The 21,884-nt window shown below is 54.4% G+C and carries 18 protein-coding genes; 8 read left to right on the forward strand and 10 right to left on the reverse strand.

Annotation, left to right across the window (positions count from 1 at the left end):
- Nucleotides 1–255: 255 nt before the first annotated feature.
- Nucleotides 256–1,581, forward strand: a complete 1,326-nt coding sequence (locus Enr10x_RS10615; protein ID WP_145108195.1) for an amidase — start codon at nucleotides 256–258, stop codon at nucleotides 1,579–1,581.
- Between the two features lie 217 nt (nucleotides 1,582–1,798).
- On the opposite strand, the gene Enr10x_RS10620 is transcribed toward Enr10x_RS10615, so the two are convergent.
- From Enr10x_RS10620 to Enr10x_RS10635, 4 genes are all read right to left on the reverse strand, one after another.
- Nucleotides 1,799–3,292, reverse strand: a complete 1,494-nt coding sequence (locus Enr10x_RS10620) for a sulfatase (protein WP_197997561.1) — start codon at nucleotides 3,290–3,292, stop codon at nucleotides 1,799–1,801.
- A 208-nt stretch (nucleotides 3,293–3,500) separates the two neighbouring features.
- On the reverse strand, nucleotides 3,501–4,508 hold the full coding sequence (locus Enr10x_RS10625) for an acyl-CoA desaturase (protein WP_145108193.1): 1,008 nt from the start codon (nucleotides 4,506–4,508) through the stop codon (nucleotides 3,501–3,503).
- 219 nt (nucleotides 4,509–4,727) lie between these two features.
- Nucleotides 4,728–5,462, reverse strand: a complete 735-nt coding sequence (locus Enr10x_RS10630) for a response regulator transcription factor (RefSeq protein ID WP_145108191.1) — start codon at nucleotides 5,460–5,462, stop codon at nucleotides 4,728–4,730.
- Nucleotides 5,459–6,511: a sensor histidine kinase gene (locus tag Enr10x_RS10635; RefSeq protein ID WP_145449023.1), complete on the reverse strand. Its 1,053-nt coding sequence runs from the start codon at nucleotides 6,509–6,511 to the stop codon at nucleotides 5,459–5,461. The genes Enr10x_RS10630 and Enr10x_RS10635 overlap by 4 nt, the downstream gene beginning before the upstream one ends.
- Nucleotides 6,512–6,802: 291 nt before the next feature.
- Between Enr10x_RS10635 and Enr10x_RS10640 the strand changes: the two genes are divergently transcribed.
- The 3 genes from Enr10x_RS10640 (at nucleotide 6,803) to Enr10x_RS10650 (ending at nucleotide 9,192) form a co-directional block, all read left to right on the forward strand.
- Nucleotides 6,803–7,237, forward strand: a complete 435-nt coding sequence (locus Enr10x_RS10640) for a DUF2784 domain-containing protein (protein ID WP_145449024.1) — start codon at nucleotides 6,803–6,805, stop codon at nucleotides 7,235–7,237.
- A gap of 131 nt (nucleotides 7,238–7,368) precedes the next feature.
- Nucleotides 7,369–8,097, forward strand: coding sequence for an SDR family oxidoreductase (locus Enr10x_RS10645; protein WP_145108184.1), 729 nt, complete (start codon nucleotides 7,369–7,371; stop codon nucleotides 8,095–8,097).
- Between the two features lie 39 nt (nucleotides 8,098–8,136).
- Nucleotides 8,137–9,192 (forward strand): YheT family hydrolase, encoded by a 1,056-nt coding sequence (locus Enr10x_RS10650; RefSeq protein ID WP_145108182.1) that lies wholly within the window; start codon nucleotides 8,137–8,139, stop codon nucleotides 9,190–9,192.
- 57 nt (nucleotides 9,193–9,249) lie between these two features.
- Here Enr10x_RS10650 and Enr10x_RS10655 read toward each other — a convergent pair whose 3' ends face one another.
- On the reverse strand, nucleotides 9,250–10,686 hold the full coding sequence (locus Enr10x_RS10655; RefSeq protein WP_145108179.1) for an aldehyde dehydrogenase family protein: 1,437 nt from the start codon (nucleotides 10,684–10,686) through the stop codon (nucleotides 9,250–9,252).
- A gap of 151 nt (nucleotides 10,687–10,837) precedes the next feature.
- On the reverse strand, nucleotides 10,838–11,941 hold the full coding sequence (locus Enr10x_RS10660) for a hypothetical protein (protein WP_145108175.1): 1,104 nt from the start codon (nucleotides 11,939–11,941) through the stop codon (nucleotides 10,838–10,840).
- 464 nt (nucleotides 11,942–12,405) lie between these two features.
- Between Enr10x_RS10660 and Enr10x_RS10665 the strand changes: the two genes are divergently transcribed.
- Nucleotides 12,406–12,945, forward strand: coding sequence for a GNAT family N-acetyltransferase (locus Enr10x_RS10665; RefSeq protein WP_145108172.1), 540 nt, complete (start codon nucleotides 12,406–12,408; stop codon nucleotides 12,943–12,945).
- Nucleotides 12,946–13,010: 65 nt separating this feature from the next.
- Here the strand turns inward: Enr10x_RS10665 and Enr10x_RS10670 are convergent, their stop codons facing one another.
- Nucleotides 13,011–14,327: a mandelate racemase/muconate lactonizing enzyme family protein gene (locus Enr10x_RS10670; protein ID WP_145108170.1), complete on the reverse strand. Its 1,317-nt coding sequence runs from the start codon at nucleotides 14,325–14,327 to the stop codon at nucleotides 13,011–13,013.
- A gap of 853 nt (nucleotides 14,328–15,180) precedes the next feature.
- Here Enr10x_RS10670 and Enr10x_RS10675 point away from each other — a divergent pair.
- On the forward strand, nucleotides 15,181–16,431 hold the full coding sequence (locus tag Enr10x_RS10675; RefSeq protein ID WP_145108168.1) for a M16 family metallopeptidase: 1,251 nt from the start codon (nucleotides 15,181–15,183) through the stop codon (nucleotides 16,429–16,431).
- Nucleotides 16,418–17,650, forward strand: coding sequence for a M16 family metallopeptidase (locus Enr10x_RS10680; protein ID WP_145449025.1), 1,233 nt, complete (start codon nucleotides 16,418–16,420; stop codon nucleotides 17,648–17,650). Before Enr10x_RS10675 ends, Enr10x_RS10680 begins: the two co-directional genes overlap by 14 nt.
- Before the next feature lie 111 nt (nucleotides 17,651–17,761).
- Here Enr10x_RS10680 and Enr10x_RS10685 read toward each other — a convergent pair whose 3' ends face one another.
- Together Enr10x_RS10685 and Enr10x_RS30635 are read right to left on the reverse strand one after the other, a co-directional pair.
- Nucleotides 17,762–18,295, reverse strand: a complete 534-nt coding sequence (locus tag Enr10x_RS10685; RefSeq protein WP_145449026.1) for a hypothetical protein — start codon at nucleotides 18,293–18,295, stop codon at nucleotides 17,762–17,764.
- Between the two features lie 1,144 nt (nucleotides 18,296–19,439).
- Nucleotides 19,440–19,625 (reverse strand): hypothetical protein, encoded by a 186-nt coding sequence (locus Enr10x_RS30635; RefSeq protein ID WP_197997562.1) that lies wholly within the window; start codon nucleotides 19,623–19,625, stop codon nucleotides 19,440–19,442.
- Nucleotides 19,626–19,848: 223 nt separating this feature from the next.
- Here Enr10x_RS30635 and Enr10x_RS10695 point away from each other — a divergent pair, with 223 nt between their 5' ends.
- Nucleotides 19,849–20,289, forward strand: a complete 441-nt coding sequence (locus tag Enr10x_RS10695) for a hypothetical protein (protein ID WP_145449027.1) — start codon at nucleotides 19,849–19,851, stop codon at nucleotides 20,287–20,289.
- A gap of 32 nt (nucleotides 20,290–20,321) precedes the next feature.
- On the opposite strand, the gene Enr10x_RS10700 is transcribed toward Enr10x_RS10695, so the two are convergent.
- Complete coding sequence (locus tag Enr10x_RS10700) at nucleotides 20,322–21,479, reverse strand: IS256 family transposase (protein ID WP_232093022.1); 1,158 nt, start codon at nucleotides 21,477–21,479, stop codon at nucleotides 20,322–20,324.
- Nucleotides 21,480–21,884: the final 405 nt, after the last annotated feature.

Here is a 21,884-nt window from a genome sequence, read left to right on the forward strand (position 1 = left end):
CGAAATGCTGGCCCCTCGTACACCTGGAATAAACCGCTGTGGGCTGCTTCGGTTAAGATCTGACCCGGTCAACGACTACCCCACCATACTCGGGGACAGCATTCCGCCCCTGATTGATAGCGTATCAACGCGTGAACCATGCATTATGGAGCTAAATTTCTGATCGTCAACCCACTGCCATTTGATTTCCGGGCCGGAATCGTCGAAAATCGAAAAAACCTGTGATAATCCGCACCCATACATCAGAAATCGATTATGAATCTGTTTCAAACACCGCCACGTACGATTGCAGAAACACAACAGGCCATCAAAGCAGGCACGCTCTCCTGTCGCGAACTGCTGGAAGAGTGCTTTGGGAATATCGAAGCCAAAGAAGAGATGATCTGTGCCTGGGCTCATCTCGATCGAAAGTCTGCCTTTCAACAGGCCGATGAGCTGGACGAAGAACTCAAACGGGGCGTCTGGCGGGGGCCCCTGCATGGCATCCCCGTAGGAATCAAAGATATCATCGACGTCAAAGGGATGCCGACCTGTGCCGCCCTGGAATCACGTGACGAGACCCCCGTGAAACAGGACGCGATGGCCGTTGCCAACCTGCGTCTCGAAGGAGCGATCTTTCCCGGCAAAACGGTGACAACTCAGCTCGCCTGTTTTGATCCGCCTCCCACGCGCAATCCCTGGAATCAGGAACACACGCCGGGAGGCTCCTCCAGCGGTTCTGCCGCAGCAGTCGCCTCTGGTATGTGTCTGGCGGCGGTGGGTACTCAGACCGGAGGATCCATCATTCGTCCCGCTGCGTTTTGTGGCGTTGCCGGATTAAAATCAACATTCGGCATGGTCGATCGGCACGGTGTGATCCTGCTCTCCGACCATCTGGATCATGTCGGCCCCCTGGCGCAAACGGTTGTGGATCTGGTGATCATGCTGGACTGCATGACCGACCAGGCAACTTATCTGCCATTGTTAATCGAACCGGTGACTGAACCGCCGCGCATCGGCTGGCTGTCCGGGTTCTTCTCAGCCCGTGCCGAACCTGAAATGCAACAGGCGCTCACGATGGTCTCTGATGAATTGAACGCCGCGGATGCCCCCATTCGGGAATGTCCGCTCCCGGCTGAATTCGACTCGATCCTGGAAGAACACCTCGCCCTGATGGAGTATGAAATGTTTCAGGGACTGAGTACGGATTACGAGCAGAACCGGGACTACTATGGCCCCGCGATCAGCAAGGTCCTCGAAGAGGGCAGGTGGGTGACGCCGGAACGCTATCAGGCCAGTCTGGATTATCAGACCCAGATCAACCAGATCATGCGGCGGTGCTTTGCCCGTGCCGAAATCCTGATTTCCCCGGCGACCTGCGGAACAGCCCCGGATCTCTCCACTACCGGCAATCCAAGCATGAATGCCCCCTGGAGCCTGATCGGCTTTCCCACGATCACGATTCCTGTCGCCGTCAGCGAGACCGGCCTCCCGCTGGGGATCCAGATCACAGGTCACCCTGATAAATTCGACGATTTTCTCAAAGCCGCCCAGTGGTGTGAAAATATCTTACGCCCGGGTTACTTGGAACAGATCTCGTAGGAAGACGATTCGAGCTCTTTTGCTTATGAGGGTGGGACCGAATTTCATTCGGGGGTACCCAGGGAGATTGAATCGCGGGTAGGGTGCGGCCCTGTGTGGCCGCCCGCCTGGCAGAGAACAATTCAAAATGACTCTGCGAATGGTACCAGTTTGGACTGATCAAACAGGGGGGGGGGAAATTGCCATCCGCCTGAAGTCATGGCTGGCTGTTGTCGGATCATTTCGATTCCGCAGGCAGCGCCCCCCGCCAGCCGGCGTGCAGCTGTTGTTTCAGCTGCTGCAGCAGGGGCCGATATTGAGGCTCCACAGCGAGATTCACGTTCTCTTCAGGATCCCGCTCATGGTCGTACAGTTCATACTCGCGAAAATCGGTCCCGGGAACCAGCCACTCGGTAAACCGGTATCGATCGGTCCGCATCGAGTAGCCCATCCCTTTGCTGATCTTGCCGTAACCTGGAATCACACGTCGATACTGGCTGAACGCCGCCTGTTTCCAGGGGCGATCCGGATTCTTCAGCAGGGGCACAAAGCTGAGCCCCTCCAACCCATCCTCCCGGGGCAGGCCCGTTAATTCACAAAGCGTCGGAAAGAGATCCACCGACTCCACCAGGGCCTGCGTACGCCCCGGTTTGAAACCGGGCACTTTGACAATCAGCGGAATACGGGTGGACGTCTCAAAGTTGGAATGCTTGTCCCACATGCCATGTTCTCCCAGTTGCCAGCCGTGGTCGCCCCACAGCACCACGATCGTCTTCTGATCCAGGCCGAGGCGCTTAAGTTCAGCGAGCACCTTCCCGACCTGCGCATCAACAAAACTGACACACGCATAATAAGCATGCTTTAGCTCGCGTGCCTGCTGCGGAGAAACGGGCCCAACATCGGAAATGCCATAGTAATGCCGCAGGTCGTTCCAGTTGTAGGTGGCGTACTTCGGCACATTTTGAGGAGGAAAAGGATTGCTGGCCGGGGCGATCGAACCGGGATCGTAGAGGTCAAAGTATTTCTTGGGTGCAACGAACGGCAGATGCGGCTTATGAAAGCCGACAGCCAGAAAGAAGGGCTTATCTTGATATTTCCTGAGCCGATCAATGGCGGCCTCGGCCAGTTGTCCGTCGCGAACGGCATCGTCAGGAATATCCGGGGCTTCCCAGGGCAGGCCTCCCGGTCGTTTGGTCTTGGTTATCCCATCGCCCAGATCCCACACATACGTCACTTTGCGGTGATCTTCCTTGATCCACGCCATGACCTGTTTACCGAACTCCGTATGGTAATCGTTCTCTCCCCGTTTTGATCTAAACAGCGGCTCACTCCAGGAGGTTTTGTCGTCCTTATGGAATATTTTCCCCAGCGCCAGCGCATGATATCCCTGCTGCTTGAAATACTGGGGCAGGGTCACCACGTCCGGGATCGCGTCGCGAAAGTCGGTATCAAACTGATAGACTTTCGTGGTGTCGGGCCGCCGACCGGTCAACATCGAAGCCCGCGAAGGCATGCAGAGCGCTACCTGGACATAAGCCCGTTCGAAGAGCATCCCTTCCCGGGCCAATTGATCGATGTGCGGCGACTTGACCGGTTGGCCATAGCAACCCAGTTCCGGCCGCAGATCGTCGACAGCGATGAACAGCACATTCAACCGTTCTTCAGCCGCCCAGAGAGAAGAGGAACACGCCAGAAAGCACATCAAGAGGCAGCAACTTACACGAACGATCATCTGTCGACCTTTCCGTGGATTGATCACATAAGACAATGAGCAGAGCAGGTTCTGATATCACTTCTAACTTAGCAGGACGCTGCGCGCCCTGTCGAGTCCCGGCCCTGAATCCCATACAGAATTGCAGGCGTTCTGAGTGTTTCAATAAAAAAAGCCCCGACCGTCGTTGACCAGTCAGGGCTTAGGAATTTCGCTTTAACAGCACCGTTTATTTGGTAACCACGATGCCGTTCTTGCCGGGTTCCGGATCGATTTCCGGTTCGGCATTCTTCTGAGGAATGCGGTCGTTCACATCGTATGCCTGTCCAATGGCCCGCAGTGCTTTGATGGACCACCAGGTAATGTCGAATTCCCATTTACGGTGACCAGCGGGTGCTACGGAAGGATGAGCGTGGTGATTGTTGTGCCAGCCTTCGCCGTAAGCGACGATTGCGACCCACCACAGGTTCTTGGACTGATCGGTCGTTTCATAGTTGCGGTATCCCCACAGGTGTGTCGCGGAGTTCACAAACCAGGTTGAGTTGTAAACGAAAGCCATCCGGGCACACAGGCCCCAGAGCAGCATTGACCAGGCCATATACATGCCGCCCATCGCGTAACCCACGCCGAACAGAGCAAAACCAGAACCGATCAGCCAGAGCCCATAGGTCTTTTCAAAGAAGAGCAGCATCTTCCGGTCTTTCATATCGGGCACATAATGCTCGAAGAATTTCTGATTGACTTCCTTGCTGCGATACACGAACAACCAGAGCAGGTGAGACCAGAAAGTTCCTTCAAACGGGGAGTGTGGGTCTCCCTGCTTGTCTGATTTCTGGTGATGCAGACGATGGGTCGCCGCCCAGGTCAGGGGAGAGCCTTCGCCCGAGAGCACGCCGCAGAGCAACACGAGGAATTCCGCGGGAGCTTTCAGCTTCATGGATTTGTGTGACAGATAGCGGTGATAACCCAGGCAGATCCCGATACTGGCAGTTGCCCAATGTAAGACCAGGCAAGTGACCACGGCCTGCCAGGAGATGAAGAAGAAGGCAGCGACAGCGCCCAGATGGATGCCGGCCATCCAAAACAGAATGACCCAGTCCACATTACCCCATCTGAGGTTTTCTTTGTGGAATTTAGCAATGAGCTGCTCACGCTCTTCGCGTTTTTTGGATTTCTTCGGCTGAGTTGTAACCGTGGATTGATTCTCAGGTGGTTGCTCTAAGATGACACTCGCCATGATATCCTCATCGTTTTGTATAGGTGCCTTGATGGTTTATTTGCAGAAACCAGACTTCCGCTGATCTCTCACTTCCGCGGAATTCTAACAATGAGGTCGTCACAAGGTGTCTGGTAAGGGTCATATAATTGTCAAAGTTATGTCAAAGTGAAAAAAAGTCTGCAATTTCAGGGGTTACAGCCACAAAACACCCCGAAAATCGCACATTTGTTCAGACAATTACTCTGACATTTCTTCCGGCAGAAAGCGATAGCCGGCCCCCCGTACGGAAACAATGTATACCGGCTCAGCGGGATTGATTTCGACCAGCTTCCGCAAGCGCAGCACAAAATTGTCGATGGTGCGGGTGGTTACAAATGCCGATTGCTCGCCCCAGACGTCTTCCAGAATCTGGGCCCGCGTCAGTACCATGCCTTCGTGCTCGATGAAATATTTGAGCAGTCGCAGTTCCAGATTGGTCAGGCTTTTCCGCTCGCCGTCGACTTCGATTTCAAAAGCTTCGAAGTCCACTGTCACATTACCGAAATGATACTGAGTAGGTACATCCCGGGTAGTCACCGGAGCTCTCTGTACCAGACTTTTCCGCCTCAGCAGATTCTTGACGCGGCTCAAAAGTTCGGGCAGGGCAAACGGCTTTGTCATGTACTGATCGGTCCCGCAATCGAAGGCGTAGGCTTTGTCTTCGCTGAGCTCACGGGCACTGAGCACCAGGATCGGCACGACTTCATCAATCCGTCGGATCTCTTTAGCAATTTCGTATCCGCTCATGCCGGGCAGCATCAGATCCAGCACCACCAGATCGATGCTCTCTTCATCCGATTCATAACACTCCGCGAAATACCGGATCGCCGTCGGCCCGTCTTCGGCGGTCAGCACGGTATAACCTTCCTGTTCGAAATTGAACTTCAGACCCTGGGCGAGTGCTTTCTCGTCTTCGACTACAAGTAACTTCATTCTTCTGCTTTCCCTGGCAAATCGATGGCAAACACACTCCCGGGCTGGTCCAGTCGATCATGCACGGTGACCTTGCCCCCCAGCAGATGCACCAGGGTCCGAACGATATACAGCCCCAGTCCGGTGCCGGTTTTGCGTCGCTCCAGCTCGCTTTCTCCCCGGTAAAATATCTTGAAAATATCCTTGCGAATCTCGGGATCAACGCCTTCGCCATTATCCATCACGCGGGTAATCACACGGCCGCCGCTACTCACGCGAACCTGAATCTGTACCTTCGGTTCCGTACCTCCGTATTTAATGGCATTGTCAATCACATTGCGAAAGATCATTTCCAGTAGAATCCTTCGCGTGTGCACCGTAGCCGGCTCAAAGTCAAATTCGCAAACCTGATCGGTCTCCAGCTGGCGGCGATTGCATTCCAGCTTCGCACAATGCCTGATCAGGGGTTCCAGCAGAATGTCCTCCGGATCAGACTGCATCCCCAGCGCATCCAGGCGTTTGACCTCCAGTAACTGCGAGATCAGATGGTCCAACCGCTCCAGTTCCGATTTCATCGTGCCATAAAATTCGCCCCGCTGCTCATCAGAAAGCGAGCGGATCTGCAGCGTCTCCAGGTACAGTCGGAGCGAAGCGATCGGCGTTTTCAGTTCGTGCGTCACACTGTCAATGAAGTCGGATTGCCGCTGATTCAGGCGGACTTCTTTAATCGTCAAGACGAGATACAGAGACAGGCCCACCAGCATCAACACAAACACCACGGTGCCGATCGCCAGCGCTGTCCACCAGTAGATCTGCGCTGCCAGAATGATCCAGAAGACCATCAGGGCAATATTCAGGACCATCAGCACCACGCTCAAAGTGATCGGCAGCCGCAAACGGCCCCGACGCACCCTGCGCATCAGCGTCTCGCTTCCGCTGCTCCCGGAACGGGAGCCTGCGCCGCTGGAGGGGAGTGACTTCTGGCCACGATCCTCAATCTGCTGCTGCCCGGTGGATGGCTTCACTGTTTCCTTCCCGATGAGTTTTCCAAAATTGCGACGACCGATCATAAACGCACCTGCATCCCTCTTCGGTCTGACACATCAACAGAGCACGATGTTCCTGGTCACCATTGACTCAACTCCAGTATAGCGAAGTTCCGCTGTCCTGAGTATGAGTAATTCTTCCACTCATCATAACTTCATTTTTCCAAATCGCTACTCAGAGCACACTTCGAATCGATTTTGAAAAAGTCTCTCATTTTCAGGAATAATTGCAGCATTGCGTGTCTCTTGAAAGAGAGAAGCCCCTGTCTGATAGGAAACACAACTCTTTGGAACCCGTTCCTGCTGGAAGTGGAGATGAATTTTCACGACACCCAATTTCTCAGCAAGCTGGCCGCAGATGCCATCGTCGTCATCCATTTCGCATTTGTCCTGTTTGTGCTGCTGGGACAGTTGCTGATCATGGTCGGCGCGATCGCCGGCTGGAAATGGATTCGCAATCTCAAGTTCCGCCTGATCCATCTGGCTTCGATCCTGTTCGTCGTCGCGGAATCCCTGCTGGGCATCATCTGTCCGCTGACCACGCTGGAAAAATGGTTACGGGAACAGGCGGGAGAGACCAGCTACCAGGGGGATTTCATCGCCAGCTGGGTCCACGACATGCTCTTCTTTGAGGCGGAACCCTGGGTCTTTACAGTCTGCTATTCTCTCTTCGGCCTGCTGGTTCTGATCACGTTTATCTTCGCTCCCCCTCACCGTAAAGCGATTCCCGAACCTGCTGCGGAAGTCTGATTTCATCCCCGTTTCCAGCTGGCTTTCATTTCATTTTCAACCCGATTTTCGTAGAATCAGAGCAGGCACCTGCAGAGGTCCCACCTTGAATTAACCCACCTGTCTTTGTCACCAGATTGAGAAACAGAAACATGCCAGGATTAGAAAATAAGAATGTTGTCGTCACCGGGGGAGGCACTGGAATCGGAGAAGCCTGTGCACTGGCTCTGGCAAATGCCGGCGCCAATGTCATCGTGGGCGGCCGCCGACTGGAACCGCTGGAGAAAGTCGCTGCCAAAGCAGAAGGCAAAATCAACTACCACGTGATCGATGTCGCCGACCGCGAAAGTGTCTCGACATTCTTTAACTGGTCGACTGAGAAACTGGGGCAGATCGATATCCTCGTCCACTGTGCCGGCATCAACTGCAAAGACCGCTCCATGGAACTCGTCTCCCCGGAAGACTGGGACCGCCTGATGAACGTCAACGCCACCGGGGCCTTCAACTGCATGCAGGCCGTACTGCCTCAGATGCGGGAACGCCAGGACGGGCTGATCATTAATATCTGTTCGATTTCCGGATTGCGGGCTGCCCTCCTGGGAGGTGTCGCCTATAATGCATCCAAGTTCGCGATGACGGCCCTCGGAACTACCGTCGCTCAGGAAGAAAAAGATCGCGGGATTCGCATTTCCACCATTTACCCGGGTGAAGTCGAAACCCCAATCCTTGACGAACGGCCGGTTCCCGTCAGCAAAGAGCATCGTGCACGTATTCTGCAGCCCGAAGACGTGGCTGCTGCCGTTTTAATGATTAGCCAATTACCGCCTCGTGCTCATGTTCAGGATCTGACCATCAAGCCGACCACCGCGGCTTTTATGTGATCCGGTAACCTTGAGCGTGTTCCGCAGGAATCGAGCTGAATGAAGAGTGATCTGGTTTTTCCACCGTTTGTTCCACATCGTCTCTATAAGAACCCTCATTTGCAGACGATCGTGGGACAGTTTCACTCACGTGTGAAATCTCCCTATCAGGCAGAGCAGCACTCTTGCCGCCTGCCTGACAGCGACCTGCTGATTCTACACGACGACTGTCCCGGCCCCTGGAAACCGGGTGACCGCGTCGTGATTCTGCTGCACGGTCTGTCGGGATGTCACCAGAGTTCCTACATGATCCGCCTGGCACACAAGCTGAATGCCCTGGGGGTCCGCGTATTTCGCATGGACCTACGCGGCTGTGGGGCAGGAACGGGGCTCGCCAAATCTCCCTATCACGCCGGCAGCTTTCTCGATCTGCAGGTCGCGCTGGAACAGATTGAATTCATGTGCCCGCGTTCGCCCATCGGCGTTGTCGGTTTTTCACTGGGCGGCACGATTACGCTCAACTACCTCGCCCGCCACAAACCGGGTTCGGAACTCGTCGATCGGGCGCTGGTCCTCAACCCGCCGCTCCGCCTGGCTGAAAGCGTCGAAGTCTTCGGCAAGCCACTGTTTGGACGTTACCAGAAGCACTTTGTGAGTAACCTCATCAAACACGTCCGGGCTTCACATCAGTTCGAGGAACACGCTCAAAAAATCACCGGCGCGAATTATCCGCGAACGCTGTTCGAATTCGACGATCAGTTCACGGCACCGCTGGCCGGATTCGAATCGGCTGAAGACTATTACAGCCGCTGCAGCCCCTGCGATGTCATCACGGACATCACGGTTCCCACGCTAATCATCTCCTCCAAGGATGATCCACTGATTCCCTTTGAAAGCTACCAGCAGGCAATCGAAAAACTGGCCGGTCATGAGAAGGTGACGCTGTACATGACAGAGCAGGGTGGTCACCTCGGCTTTATCGCCGCTCCCTCGTCAGACCCCGATCCACGCTGGTCCGACTGGCGGATTGTGCAATGGATGATGGCCGAATCGCCCGAAGCCCTGGCTAGCCAGATCCGGGAACAGAATCGCCCCTCACTGATTCAGACCGCCTGATTGATAGTCAGACGGCCTGAATGGGAGAGTGATTCTACGTTCTGAAAGCTGGCCAACTCAGTGAGCAGCCGGCGGCTCATTCTGGAAGGCACGCGCCCGGAACAGGAACTCAACGATGTTCCCCTCGTGCGGCTGCAGCCAGTTCAGGGCGTTGGTCTTCACCGGACCGATATTCAAGCGGTCGATGTTCGTCGAGTCGAGCAACTGCTGTGACCAGTCCTGATCTTCGGTAAAGACCGAGCAGACCAGGGTCGTGCCAATCTTTTTCAGCATGTCTTTCTGCTCGCACTTCACGACAGAAGCCATCGGGAACATGTACTCGGTGTTCGCCAGCGTCGCATCGGGATTGTCACAGTGCACGATCGTCGGACGCAGGTAATCGCAGCGTTCCATCTCGATCAGTCGCTCACCGTCACGGTATTTTTCAGTGACTTCCGTCACGCCGGACTCTTTCAACCCCTCTTCGATCGATCCGTTCATCGCCTTGGCGGCACCAGTCATGGTGAAAGCGGCCAGCGGTGCTTCGGGATCGGTCATCGAAGTCGGCCCCACCGGTCCCAGTCGTTTGGCAATCGCCTCGGCGATCTCTTCCGTGTGACGCGAAGCCCAGACGCCGGACGCGTTCACGCAGCTGCGACCGCCGTTCTGGTAGATGCTGTCTACGATCAGGTCAAGGTAATCTTCCCACTGATCCACTACATCGTCGCCGATCAGAATCTTACTGAAACCGGGACCGTGTGCCTGCACGTTCGGGTTGGCCTTGTATTTGTCGATCGTCTGCTGACCACCGAAGACCATCACGCGCTGGCAGAGTTCCGTAACCGTCGAACCGACATCGTGCGGCCCCGGATAGACGGAGATACATTCCCGCGGAATGCCCGCCTGGTAGAAGGCTTCAGTCATCCGGTACGGAGTCCAGGGTTCGGAGGAACCTGGCTTGAGCACCAGGCCGATCTGCATCGGCAGAATGGGCATCCACAGTGTATGCACGCCGGGGGAGTTCGAAGGCAGCACGAGTCCCAGTACCGGCGAATTGGCCTGGTAGCTCAGCATCACGCCTCGATCCTCTTTACCGTAGCCCTTTGTCAGAATATCCAGCGGCAGGCCGCGAGTCAGGGCATCGAGTATCTCTTCCATATGCTCCAGCACGAAGGCAACTTTCTTCATATTGCTGGCACACATCCACTCGGGCATCCCGGTGCTGGCAGACTGGATCCGGCAGAACTCTTCGGGAGTCTGCGTTCCGTTGCCCAGCGGCAATTCCGCCGTCATGTAGAGTTCGGCTGCTTTCTTGCAGATTTCCAGCAGCTGGGAAACCGGAATCTCCCGCAGCAGGTCACGGGCCCGCTGTGCTTTCCGCATGTCCATTTTCACCAGGCCCGCATTGGCCTGATGCACCTTGGCGAGAGGCTCGCCCGTTTCAAAATGAACGACTTCCTGTTGATCGAAACTTTCGTAAGGTTTTCCCCAGCGAAGTACAGGTATTTCCAGCACGGCGGCTATCCTTTGTGAATACAATGCAAATCAGGCAGCGATTTGCATCCAGGCAAAATAGTTCAGAAGTTCATTCCAGTACCGGCAGACAGAACGACAGCGACCGTCCGCTTGACGGTCGCCGGTCCTTGACTGCTCGTGCATCCGCGTCTTAGTACACACCCACGGTGGTCGACGAAGCGATCTTGTGGAAGGGACGCACGCCACTGACGCCATCCCACGGATACTTGATGTGCGGCATTTCGCGTTCGCCTTCATCGCGTTCCAGGAAGCCGGGAATGAACAGTTCTTTGGTCATGGTAAACAGCTTCACGCGACCGGTTTCGCCGTAGCCCACCACCTTGGTGTGATCGTCGAAATCGACCACGCGAATCGCAGCCCGGGGCTGCGGAGCGTAGTAGGTAATCTTGTAGTTATCAGCCGGATCGAAAGGCTTGCCGCAGGCCAGCCCCATCAGCGTGTTGCCGTAGGTCGGGGTGATGAAAACGTTCTCGCCCAGCAACTCTTCGCGGGCAAAACGGTACCACTGCTGCGTGAACTCGGTTCCGCCGCAGAAGATCCCTTTAATGCCGGCTTCTTCGATGCTCGAACCTTCGTCCATTAACCGCATCGCCAGGGCTTCCAGCAGCTTGGGGGTGGTAAACATACACTGGATGTTATGCCCCGCACCGAGGATCGTCATCGCCTGATCGATCACGTGAGCACTGTATTCTTTGACTTCGTCGATCTTTCCTTTCTTGATCAGCTTGACCACCCAGCGGGGGTCGAGGTCGACGCAGAAGGAAATCCCGCCCCGGTACTGGGCCAGGTGCTCGACGGCCAGACGCAGACGACGCGGTCCAGAGGGTCCCAGCATCAGCCAGTTCGCGCCTTTGGGGAAATGCTCATCGGGCAGGGTATCACTGAAGTTTTCATAGTCGATGCGGAAGTCGTCGATGACCACGCGTGATTTCGGAACCCCCGTCGTACCGCCGGTCTCGAACACGTAGGTCGGCTTGCCCTTAAGTGCCTTGGGAATCCAGCGATCGACCGGGCCGCCCCGCAGTTCGTCGTCTTCGAACAGCGGAAACTTGTTCAAATCCTCGAAGCAGTTCACGTCGGTCAGCGGATCGAAGTCGAACGACTTGGCTTTTTCCAGCCAGTAGGGAGAGCCCGTTTCCGGATTGAAGTGCCACTGCACGTGCTCGCGCGTATGAGCATCGAGTATGTCCTGATGCTGTTTTACTAATTCGTCAAGGTTACTGTTGTCGGTCACTGTGGGAATCACTCCAAACAGGGAAGGAACAGGGGCGGGGAATCATCATGTTCACCAGGAAACATGAACTCAAACGGTTAGTTCATTCTAGAGGTTTTACCCGTTTTTTCAACTAAGGCAAACGGCCACAATTTCAGATCCGACCAATCACCCAACTCCTCACGGCAACTTGAGCCAAAACCGCGGAAATTCAATGAGCAGCCCATTTTTTGGCGATTCGACAGTCCCAGTCCGCATTTTGAGCAAATCGCGTGAACTGCTACCATCGCCTACATCAGCCACGACAGGCCTCCCGGACCAGGAAAATGCCCGCTTTCCCGCCGATTCGACCTCCCCAGATTGACACTAGTATAGAGAATGGTAAAATTAGGTATTCTAAATATCTGGTCCGTTTTCTATTCGACTCCTCGTGCAGCAGCGAGCCTCTCATGGATTTCACCGAAACATACTTTCGTAGATTCCGAATGGAAATCGACCTGCTCAACGCGCGCCTCGAAGACAAACCGCTCCCCGAAGGCTACCGCTGGTGCCCCTGGGAACTGACCACGCTCGACCGCCACGCCATCACCAAGTACCACAGCTTCCGCTCCGAAATGGATGCCCGCGTCTTCCCCTGTCTGGGAGACATCGACGGCTGTCGCAAACTGATGCGTGATATCTCGACGCAACGCAACTTCCTGCCCTCCGGCACCTGGCTGATTACCTGGGACGGTATGGGCAACGAAGAACCGGTTGACTGCGGCACCATCCAGGCGATTGTCCCCAGCCGCATCATGGGTGCCATCCAGAACGTCGGCATCACTCCCAAGCACCGGGGCCTGGGACTCGGCAGGGCACTCGTGACCAAATGCCTCATCGGCTTCCGCGAAGCTGGCGTCAAACGCGCCTACCTCGAAGTCACCGCTGAGAACGAACCGGCCATCAACCTCTACCGCTCGATTGGCTTCCGCCTCACGCGGACACTCTACAAGCCCAGCCATTACATCGAAGCCCCATCCATTTAAGCAGGGCTCCTCAATCGGGTTGTCAGCTTTCAGATTATAAACTTCGCTTCCCTGCAAGTTTCATTTTATCCTTTGACCAAAAATGGTTCCTGACTCGCTTTCTCGTACAGCGCTTTCCATTCCTTCGAGCCATCGTTGGGAACCAGGCGTGTGTCGACCCCGCGTTCGAAGTAAGGCACCTTGCCATCGCGGGCCGGGTTGAGCACGAAATTCACTTCGCCCGTATTGCCGAAATACATCTTCCGCCCGTCTGTCCATGTCGTTTCGATTAACCGCGGCGGTTCCGGGCGGGAATCCGGTTTCTTGACGCGGAGTTTTTCCATCAGATCGCGATCCAGTTCAAAACCCAGGCCCGGCTTATCCGGAATTTTGGCGAACCCTTCTTTGACGACAATCGGTTCAGTCAACAGATTGTGTTTGTAAAGCTGGTGGCAATTCACAGCCGGCCAGGTCGCGTGGCTCAGCACAGCTCCGAAATGCAGCGAGAAGGCAGCCGTCACTCCCGTCCCCACTAACTGCAACCAGAACGGCTTGTCTGCCATCGCAGCCACCGCGCCCGAGGCCATCAGCTCAGTCGCACCGTGCCCCATCACGAAACCGTCGCAGATGTTTTCGCGAATCGTAATCAGGGGCTCGGGAGTCCCGTAATGCATGGCGATATTCACATCGGTGGCCGCCATCAGCTTTTTGTTGCCCTCCACATCGTCCTGAAAAATCGGCGACTCGAAAATATCCACTTGCGGATACTGGGCCAGGTCTTTCAGAATTGGAATCGCCCGCTCGGCGTCGAGCAGCGTATCATTGAAATCCATGTCGATTTTGAAGTTCTTCGGCACCACCTTGCTCGCTTCTTCGACCTGCGCCCAGACATCATACCACGGGCGACCTTTAGTCTTATAAGACATATAGCCCTGCTTGTAAGCTTCGGCACATTCCAGCGCCATATCCTCCACCGACGTGTCGATGTTCCACCAGGAGAGCGGTGTCTTCTCATGAACCTGCTTGCCCAGCAAGGCATGCACGGGAACCTCACCTGCTTTCGCAACCGCATCGAACAGCGCCATCTGCAGACCGGCTCCAAGGTCATCATCCCACATCAACGCGGCTGCATTCTTACCCTGCGCCCGCTCGACGGCCTCATCCGAAGTCGCATTCCACGTGTAATACAGCTGTGTCTCGCCGAAGCCGACATGCCCCGATTTCAAATGCACTTCGACAATTTCGGTATACTGCCAGTGCGGTAATTCGCGTGCCATGTTCCGGGCAGGTACTTCGCGATAGGGAACTTTCACCGTGGTTCGATCGATGCGTTCGATTTTTAAATGTTTCGCTGATGCCATTTTTTCTGCCGCCTGTATCGAGTTGGAAATCAGAGCCAGCATTCCTGTTCCTGCGGCTCCCGCAAGACTAGCGCCCAGGAAATGTCTTCTGGAGATTCGGTTGGTTGTTCTAAATTGATGATGTGCTCGCACCAGTTGATTCCTTTGTCCGGGATGACTGATTGGGGTGGGTACTCATGTGGAACCAGGATCGGCTCCGAAGCCGCTTTCCAATCCATCTTAACATCAACAACCCCCTATATGTCCAGCAACTGACAGCTTTTTCTGACATTTCTCGCCCCTCCTGAGCGGCAATGTACCGTGTGCCACTGCTCGGCTTGCCCGACAGTGCAAAAAGGATAAACGTCCTCCCATCCCACCTGAGCGCCGGGTGGCACTGTTGACTTGCCAACAGTGATGCAGTACCAATCAACAACTTCCACTTCAACGGGTGGTCCCGGATAAAATCCGGGATTGCCGCAGGCAACAAGAGGTCCCAGCTCTACCACACAATCCAGAACCAGTCCACCAACCCGTTCCGTAGGGTGCGGACCCATGTGTCCGCCCGCCTGGCGAGAAACGAACAAATACGAACCTCTGGACGGGACCAGAGCAAAGCGTCGGGGTGCCATCTGTTGGCTTGTCCAACAGTGCCGAAAGCAGGAACGTCCCCAATCGGTAAAAACCAATCGTTTCCCCCCCAGCATTCTCTGTCAATCTTTTGCAACAACCTCTCATTCCCACTTCGAGATGACACTACCAATTCACCAGCCGAATCGCTAAGATCGCCCAAGTAATTCAGGAAACATCGGACAGCAGATCGACGACCACCGACTCTTCTCATTGGAGACCGCCCGCGGCGTTCTTTCTGCTCACCTTTTCTATCGTCTAACCAGTCAGGAAGGTTGCAACCCGGATGGGCAAACAACTGATTCAAACGCATCGTTTTCCAAACGGGCTGACACTGGTGACCGAATCGATGCCCGACGTCCAGTCGGCTGCATTCACGATCATGGTCCCCGGCGGCAGCATTTACGATCCCCCCGACAAACGCGGCACCGGCAGCATCCTCTCCGACCTGATCACCCGCGGAGCAGGGGAGTACGACAGCCAGCAGCTCTCCAGCGCCCTCGACAACCTCGGCGTCCAGCGTCACGAAGGGGTCTCCAACGCCCACATCACCTTCACCGGCGCCACCCTGGCTGACAAACTCGCCGACACCCTCAAGATCTATGCCCACATCATTCGTGAGCCGCATCTGCCCGAAGACCAGTTCGACGCTTCCCGTGCAGGCGTCGCCCAGGCACTCCTCTCCGTCGAAGACGATCCCCGGCAGAAAGCACTCGTCGAACTCAAACGCCGCTCGTTTCCCTCTCCCTGGGGCCTCCCCAGTGACGGCGAACTCGACCAGCTGGCAGGCATCTCCATCGACGATATCAAAGCCCATTACACCGCAGGCTTCCACCCCGACGATACCATCATCGGGATCGCCGGCAACATCGACTTCGACGAAGTCCGCGAGCTCATCGAAGGCCTCTTCGGCGACTGGGAACCGAGTGCCGGCCGCGAAGAACCCGCACTGGAATTCGCCACCGAAAAAACCTTCTTCACCGAACAGGAAACCACCCAGACCCACCTCGGCGTCGCTTACGATGCCGTCCCCTACGGCCATCCCGACTATTACACCGCCTGGGCCGCCGTCGGCATCCTCAGTGGCGGCATGAGCGCCCGCCTGTTTACCGAAGTCCGCGAAAAGCGGGGCCTCTGCTACACAGTCTCCGCCTCGCTTGTCGGCATGCCGGGCATCGGCCGCGTCCTCTGTTACGCCGGCACCACCTCCGAGCGGGCACAGGAAACCCTCGATGTCACGCTCCACGAACTCCAGCGGCTGGGCGAAGGCATCGATAACTCCGAACTGGAACGCTGCAAGGCCCGCGCGAAAAGCTCGCTGATCATGTCGCAGGAATCGACGTCCTCCCGGGCCGCCTCGATTGCCCGCGACTGGTTCTACCTCAAACACATTACAACCCTCGACCAGATCCACGACGAAATTCAGCAACTCACGACCGACCGCATTCTCGGTTACGTCCACGCTCATCCTGCCGCCAATTTCACCGTGTTAACGATCGGCCCCAAGCCGCTGGAGGTGCCCAGTGATCTTTCATGAAACAAAATTAGACAACGGACTGCAGATCATCGCCGAACTCAACCCCAACGCACACAGCCTGGCGATCGGCTACTTTGTGCGGACCGGCTCGCGCGATGAAACCAACGACGTCTCCGGCGTCAGTCACTTCCTCGAACACATGGCCTTCAAGGGGAACGAGAAATACACGGCCGACGATGTGAACCGCATCTTCGACGAGATCGGTGCGAACTATAACGCCTCGACCAGCGAAGAGATCACCCTCTATTACGGCTCCTTTCTCCCCGAGTACATCGACACCGCGATGGAACTCCTCTCCACGCTGATCCATCCCAGTCTCCGGCAGGACGACTTCGACATGGAGAAGAAGGTCATCCTCGAAGAGATCGGCATGTACGACGATCTCCACAGCTTCACCGCCTACGAAAAAGTGATGCAGGCCCACTTCCAGGGCCACCCGCTGGGGCAGAGCATCCTCGGCTCCGTGCAGTCCATCACCGACCTCACCGCCGAACAGATGCGCAACTACCATTCGCAGCATTACCTCTCCGGCAACCTCACGCTCGCCGTCGCCGGCAACGCGGACTGGAACAAGGTCCTCGAACTGGCGCACCAGTTCTGCGATCACTGGCCCGCCGGAAAGACCGAACGTCCCATCGACGAAGCCCAGCCGCAAACCGGCACGCAGATCATCACCGAAAAGAAGACGCAGCAGCAGCACATCATGCAGCTCGCCCCCGCACCCGCCGCCCAGGACATCCTCCGGCTCCCCGCGGAAATCCTCGCGGTCGTCATCGGCGACGATTCCAACAGCCGCATGTACTGGAAGCTGGTCGACCCCGGCCTGGCCGAATCCGCCGAGCTCGGCTTCAACGAATACGACGGCAGCGGCACCTGGCTGACCTACCTCTGTTCCGAACCTGAATTGATTGAAAGCAACCTCCAGTTGATCCAGGAAATCTTCGACGACGTGAACGCCAACGGCATCACCCAGGAAGAACTGGACCGTGCCAAAAACAAACTCGCCTCGCGACTCGTACTCCGCAGCGAACGCCCCATGGGCCGCCTCTCTTCGTTAGGGGGCAACTGGGTCTATCGCCAGAAATACTATTCCGTCGCCGACGATCTCGAACTCTTAAACAACATCTCCCTGGACGACATCCAGAAACTCTTAAAAAAATACCCGCTGGGGCATAGTACGACGGCTACGGTGGGGCCGATGACGAGTGTGGCGGATTAGGGGTGAGATAATTAATAATGAAGAAAAAGGGCAGGCCTCAACGTCTTCCTTTTTTAATTCTTTCTTGAGTTAATGTAATACTTGCCCACACTGCCACACGTGGTTCGTTGATCATTCCTGAATTAATTTCAGTACCATGGGCCTGATTGAGATGGACTGATTATAAAACACCTGATGTTTTGCGCGGCACTCAGGACAGGCGACGATGGTCCCGGCTGGTGGCCTGCCAAAGTGGGGAACCCCGTTCCAGCCTCGGCCATGCATGGATCCGCCACCGTGCAAGCCACCTGAACCAACGGTTTTATAAACGCAGTTCCGCTCCAGACAGACCAGACAACAGTGTGTCAGATATCCTTTGATAAACCATTCCGCAGAGCGCCGTTCGGAAAACGCTTTTTTGAATTTCAGCCCGTTTTTCCTATTGAGAAACAGTTTGAACAAGTCGTTTTCTTCCCGAATTTCGTATAACAAGGCGATCTCACTTTTACCAACGTAGGGAAGATTACTTCCCGCTTGACCTGTGCGGCAAAACTCCGCGACGTTTTTTATACCTGTCCTATTACACAAAAAAGCGATCCACTTCTCAAGACCAGGTAACACCGGGTGCCATCTGTCGGCTTGCCCGACAGTGCCGAATAAATCCACGTCCCCCACCTCAACGGGTGATCCCGGATAAAATCCGGGATTGCCACAGGCAACAGGAGGTCGCAGCTCAACCACACAATCCAGAACCAGGTCACCAACCCGTTCCGTAGGGGCAGGCCTGTGTGCCTGCCCGTTTTTTTACGCACAAAGAGTTTCCCCAACTCACCGTGTGCCACTGCTCGGCTTGCCCGACAGTGCTTCCAGGATAAACATTTCCCACCTCACAAATCCTCCCTGACTACTGAAAAAACTGGACTGGACTCGCCCCTGCGTCTGACCAGAATGCCTTGTTCTGCGTCGCGCGCGCGAGCAAACACTACTTTTTCACGGGAACATTCAGAACCGATGCCACAAAGACACTATAAAACCCGCTGGTTTCAGCACGATTTGAAAAACAACTGCTCATCGATGCACTCCGTTTTTTGCCAGGTTTTACCACTTTTAACCACATAAAAACCGCTGATTGCCATTAATGACACGATTTGTCACTCCGTCCCGCAGTACCAGCCCGGCGGCCAAACGATGCCCCCCACATGGGATGCGGTGCCACCCGCAGAGGAACTACGGAAATGGAATCCACGCGTAGGGGCAGGCCTGCGTGCCTGCCCGCCGGTCGACATCCAACCCACTTAAACCCACGAGGGAAACACCTTCCGCGCCTCCCCCATGAGCCGCAGGGCATTAGCCCCGGCCTCCCCCTGAGCGGCCTGGCGTCAGCCACCGGTTTTGAGTAAACACCGCCAGCCCCCAACCAGGCGCAACCGCCCCCGGCAGAAAGCAAAGCGAGAAAGCGCGGCGCAGCAGCGTCCGCCAGAAGAATCATACAGATCGGCGCAGAGCAGGGAAGGGGAGATTGAACAGTGCTCAGCGGGCAGTGGTGAAAGAAAATACGGGCTAACTATGAAAAATTATTGATTATCGTTATTTAAGCCACTTGAAAAAATCGTTACCTATAAATTTCCAAGGATATAGGACCTATCGGGAGTTTTTAGAAATACTGTCTAATTTACGATCAAGTAGTGTCGAGAGCCGATGTTGGAATTTTCAATTGACACTGCCAAACCACGATTCTCTGCCAACATAGTTCACGAATTATTAGCAATTTCTTGTCTCGATTAATGGTTCTTTGGATCTTAGTTTTCCATTAATCAGTATTTGACTTAGGCAGACTCCACCCACGTTTACAGCTATGACCATGCCAAAAGCAACCGTGCACAAAAATAACTGTTTTGAATTTTGGAAGTACGATGTCGGGGTTAACAGGAAGATCATTTCTGTGAAGTCTAAAACGATATCCCATCCTATGAAGCAATGAGATACTGTTTTCCATCGAAGTATCCTTCAAACGAATTCAACATTTCCGAACTTTCACAGGTAATAGAGTACCGATCTTTTAATCCAACTTTTACCAATTCAAAGATTTGAGAGAATCACAGTATTTATTAATTTTCTCGATATTTGTGTAAAAAAACGGAACCTTGAGAAATACGATTTGTGTCAGCTTAAGGATATATCTTCACATAATCTTCTTGTGTCTATAAAAGGGGTGCATAATGGCAACTAAAAGTGAAAGTTTTTTTTGTCTTTTAGATGAATTGGAAACTTCACATAAACTGCTCTGTGCAGGTTTTGGTTGTCTACAAGAAATAGATTTCGCTAATGATTTCTATCATTTACCACACCAGCTTTTGGCAAGCGGGCTAGAAAGATTAATGAAAAGTTATATTTCGCTTGTTTATCAGGATCAATACGGAGCATTTCCTGATATGGCATTGATGAAAAAACTAGGGCATGATCTTGAAAATCTTCAAAAAATAATTTGCACACAATACTACGGCGGACTCACCAGGCCTCTAATCAAGTGCGAGCACGAGTTTCTCATGAACGACAACACATTGAAGAACGAGATTCGTATACTATCTCAATTTGGCAGGTACGGACGATATTATAATCTTGATGTAGTGGCAGGTGATAAAGCAACAAACATTCTGTAAATTTCCGGGGCCTTCGGTCTCTGTGATCAGCATTAAATTGTCAGGTATCTCATGCCGGTTTCCCAGTCGTCGCTGAGTTCCACCAGGACCGCGGTCACCAGCCTCAGCAACGACTCCTCATTGGGAAACAGTCCCGCTACGCGGGTACGCCGTTTTAATTCCTTATTCTGCCGTTCCAGCATGTTTGTGGTTCGCATCCGCTTGCGATGACCGGCAGGGATGGTGAATACGGTCAGTCCTTCCGGGATGTTTTCTTCCGCCCAACTCGCCAGTTTCGGAGCTGTTTTTTCATGAGTGGAAACGAACCGTTTCAGTTCATTCAGCGCATCATCCAGGTCTCTGGCATTAAAGATATTGCGTAATTCTTCGCTCACCTGTTTGCGCAAATGAACCTTGGGAACGTATTGCATCGCGTTTTGCATCAAATGGAACTGGCAACGCTGCCAGGGCGTTCCAGCAAGCATGTTCTGTCGTGCCGCTTTCAGGCCTTCGTGTGCATCACTGACGATCAGCTTCACGCCATGCAGGCCGCGCTGGTTGAGTGAACCCAGGAATTCACGCCAATGGACTTCGGCTTCGGAGAGCGACACAGACACTCCGAGCACGCTCCGGTGACCGCTGGCCAGGACGCCGATCGCAATCAGCACGGCACAGTCCCGCACGCTGCCCTCCACGCGAACTTTTTCATAGCGGGCGTCGAGGATCAGGTATTCCACCTGCCCCAGCGGTCGATTACGCCACGTTTCCAGCTCTTCGTCGAGCAGTTTCGCTGCCCGACTGACCTGTGTACTGGTGACATCAAAGCCACAGAGTTCGGTGGTGATTTTGGCGACCTTACGGGTAGAGACGCCTTGAACATACATTTCAGCGATTGCCAGCTTCAGTGCGCGTTCAACTCCGTTCGCCGCGCTCCAGTGCAGAGGGATAAAAGTCGCCGTCGCGTGTCTGGGGCACCTGCAGTTCCAGCTTTCCGAGGCGACTTTGGAATTGATTTCGGCTTGAAACCCGTTGGCATAAGAACGGCGCGTTACGCTGCGTTGATACGGTTCGGCACCGAGGTATTCGGAACGTTCCAGCTTCATCGCTTCGTTGAACAGGATCTGGAGTGCTTGCGACATTTCATCGAATCCATGATCGGCCAGGAGCTGGACAGCGTCGAGAATGTTGTTAGATTGTTGTTGGTGGGCCATGGTTGGAGTTCCTTTTCTGTTGTGGAAAACATTAAAAAGAAACCGATCTGGCCCACCCTTTCAAGGGCTCGCCGGAGTGGTGCTTGTTATTTTCGCTACGCTCAAATAACAAGCACCACTCCGCCACACAGATAATTTACAGAAGAGATGTTACAGTAACCTTTTAGAGCGGATCGTATTATCGTTGAATTGCGAGAATCACTTTTTGCTATCGTATACATTGAAGGTTATGCATTCGCTCTAAATGGGAGTGCAGCAAGTCGCTTTAATATGCCATTTCCTCATGACGCAGGTATTGCGATTCTGGGTAAGTCAGTTGGCCCATTCATTGAAATGGCATTTTCACTACAAAATAATTGAGAACTAGTCCAGTAACATACATTCACAATAAATAATATTTATTGC

This window comes from Gimesia panareensis (assembly GCF_007748155.1).
GTDB lineage: Bacteria > Planctomycetota > Planctomycetia > Planctomycetales > Planctomycetaceae > Gimesia > Gimesia panareensis.

Excerpts from the sequence above, each read along its gene's own strand:
- Enr10x_RS10615 (WP_145108195.1), top strand. The coding sequence starts at position 256 with ATGAATCTGTTTCAAACACCGCCACGTACGATTGCAGAAACACAACAG.
- Enr10x_RS10620 (WP_197997561.1), bottom strand. The coding sequence starts at position 3,292 with ATGATCGTTCGTGTAAGTTGCTGCCTCTTGATGTGCTTTCTGGCGTGT.
- Enr10x_RS10625 (WP_145108193.1), bottom strand. The coding sequence starts at position 4,508 with ATGGCGAGTGTCATCTTAGAGCAACCACCTGAGAATCAATCCACGGTT.
- Enr10x_RS10630 (WP_145108191.1), bottom strand. The coding sequence starts at position 5,462 with ATGAAGTTACTTGTAGTCGAAGACGAGAAAGCACTCGCCCAGGGTCTG.
- Enr10x_RS10635 (WP_145449023.1), bottom strand. The coding sequence starts at position 6,511 with ATGATCGGTCGTCGCAATTTTGGAAAACTCATCGGGAAGGAAACAGTG.
- Enr10x_RS10640 (WP_145449024.1), top strand. The coding sequence starts at position 6,803 with ATGAATTTTCACGACACCCAATTTCTCAGCAAGCTGGCCGCAGATGCC.
- Enr10x_RS10645 (WP_145108184.1), top strand. The coding sequence starts at position 7,369 with ATGCCAGGATTAGAAAATAAGAATGTTGTCGTCACCGGGGGAGGCACT.
- Enr10x_RS10650 (WP_145108182.1), top strand. The coding sequence starts at position 8,137 with ATGAAGAGTGATCTGGTTTTTCCACCGTTTGTTCCACATCGTCTCTAT.
- Enr10x_RS10665 (WP_145108172.1), top strand. The coding sequence starts at position 12,406 with ATGGAAATCGACCTGCTCAACGCGCGCCTCGAAGACAAACCGCTCCCC.
- Enr10x_RS10670 (WP_145108170.1), bottom strand. The coding sequence starts at position 14,327 with ATGCTGGCTCTGATTTCCAACTCGATACAGGCGGCAGAAAAAATGGCA.
- Enr10x_RS10675 (WP_145108168.1), top strand. The coding sequence starts at position 15,181 with ATGGGCAAACAACTGATTCAAACGCATCGTTTTCCAAACGGGCTGACA.
- Enr10x_RS30635 (WP_197997562.1), bottom strand. The coding sequence starts at position 19,625 with ATGGAAAACAGTATCTCATTGCTTCATAGGATGGGATATCGTTTTAGA.
- Enr10x_RS10695 (WP_145449027.1), top strand. The coding sequence starts at position 19,849 with ATGGCAACTAAAAGTGAAAGTTTTTTTTGTCTTTTAGATGAATTGGAA.
- Enr10x_RS10700 (WP_232093022.1), bottom strand. The coding sequence starts at position 21,479 with ATGGCCCACCAACAACAATCTAACAACATTCTCGACGCTGTCCAGCTC.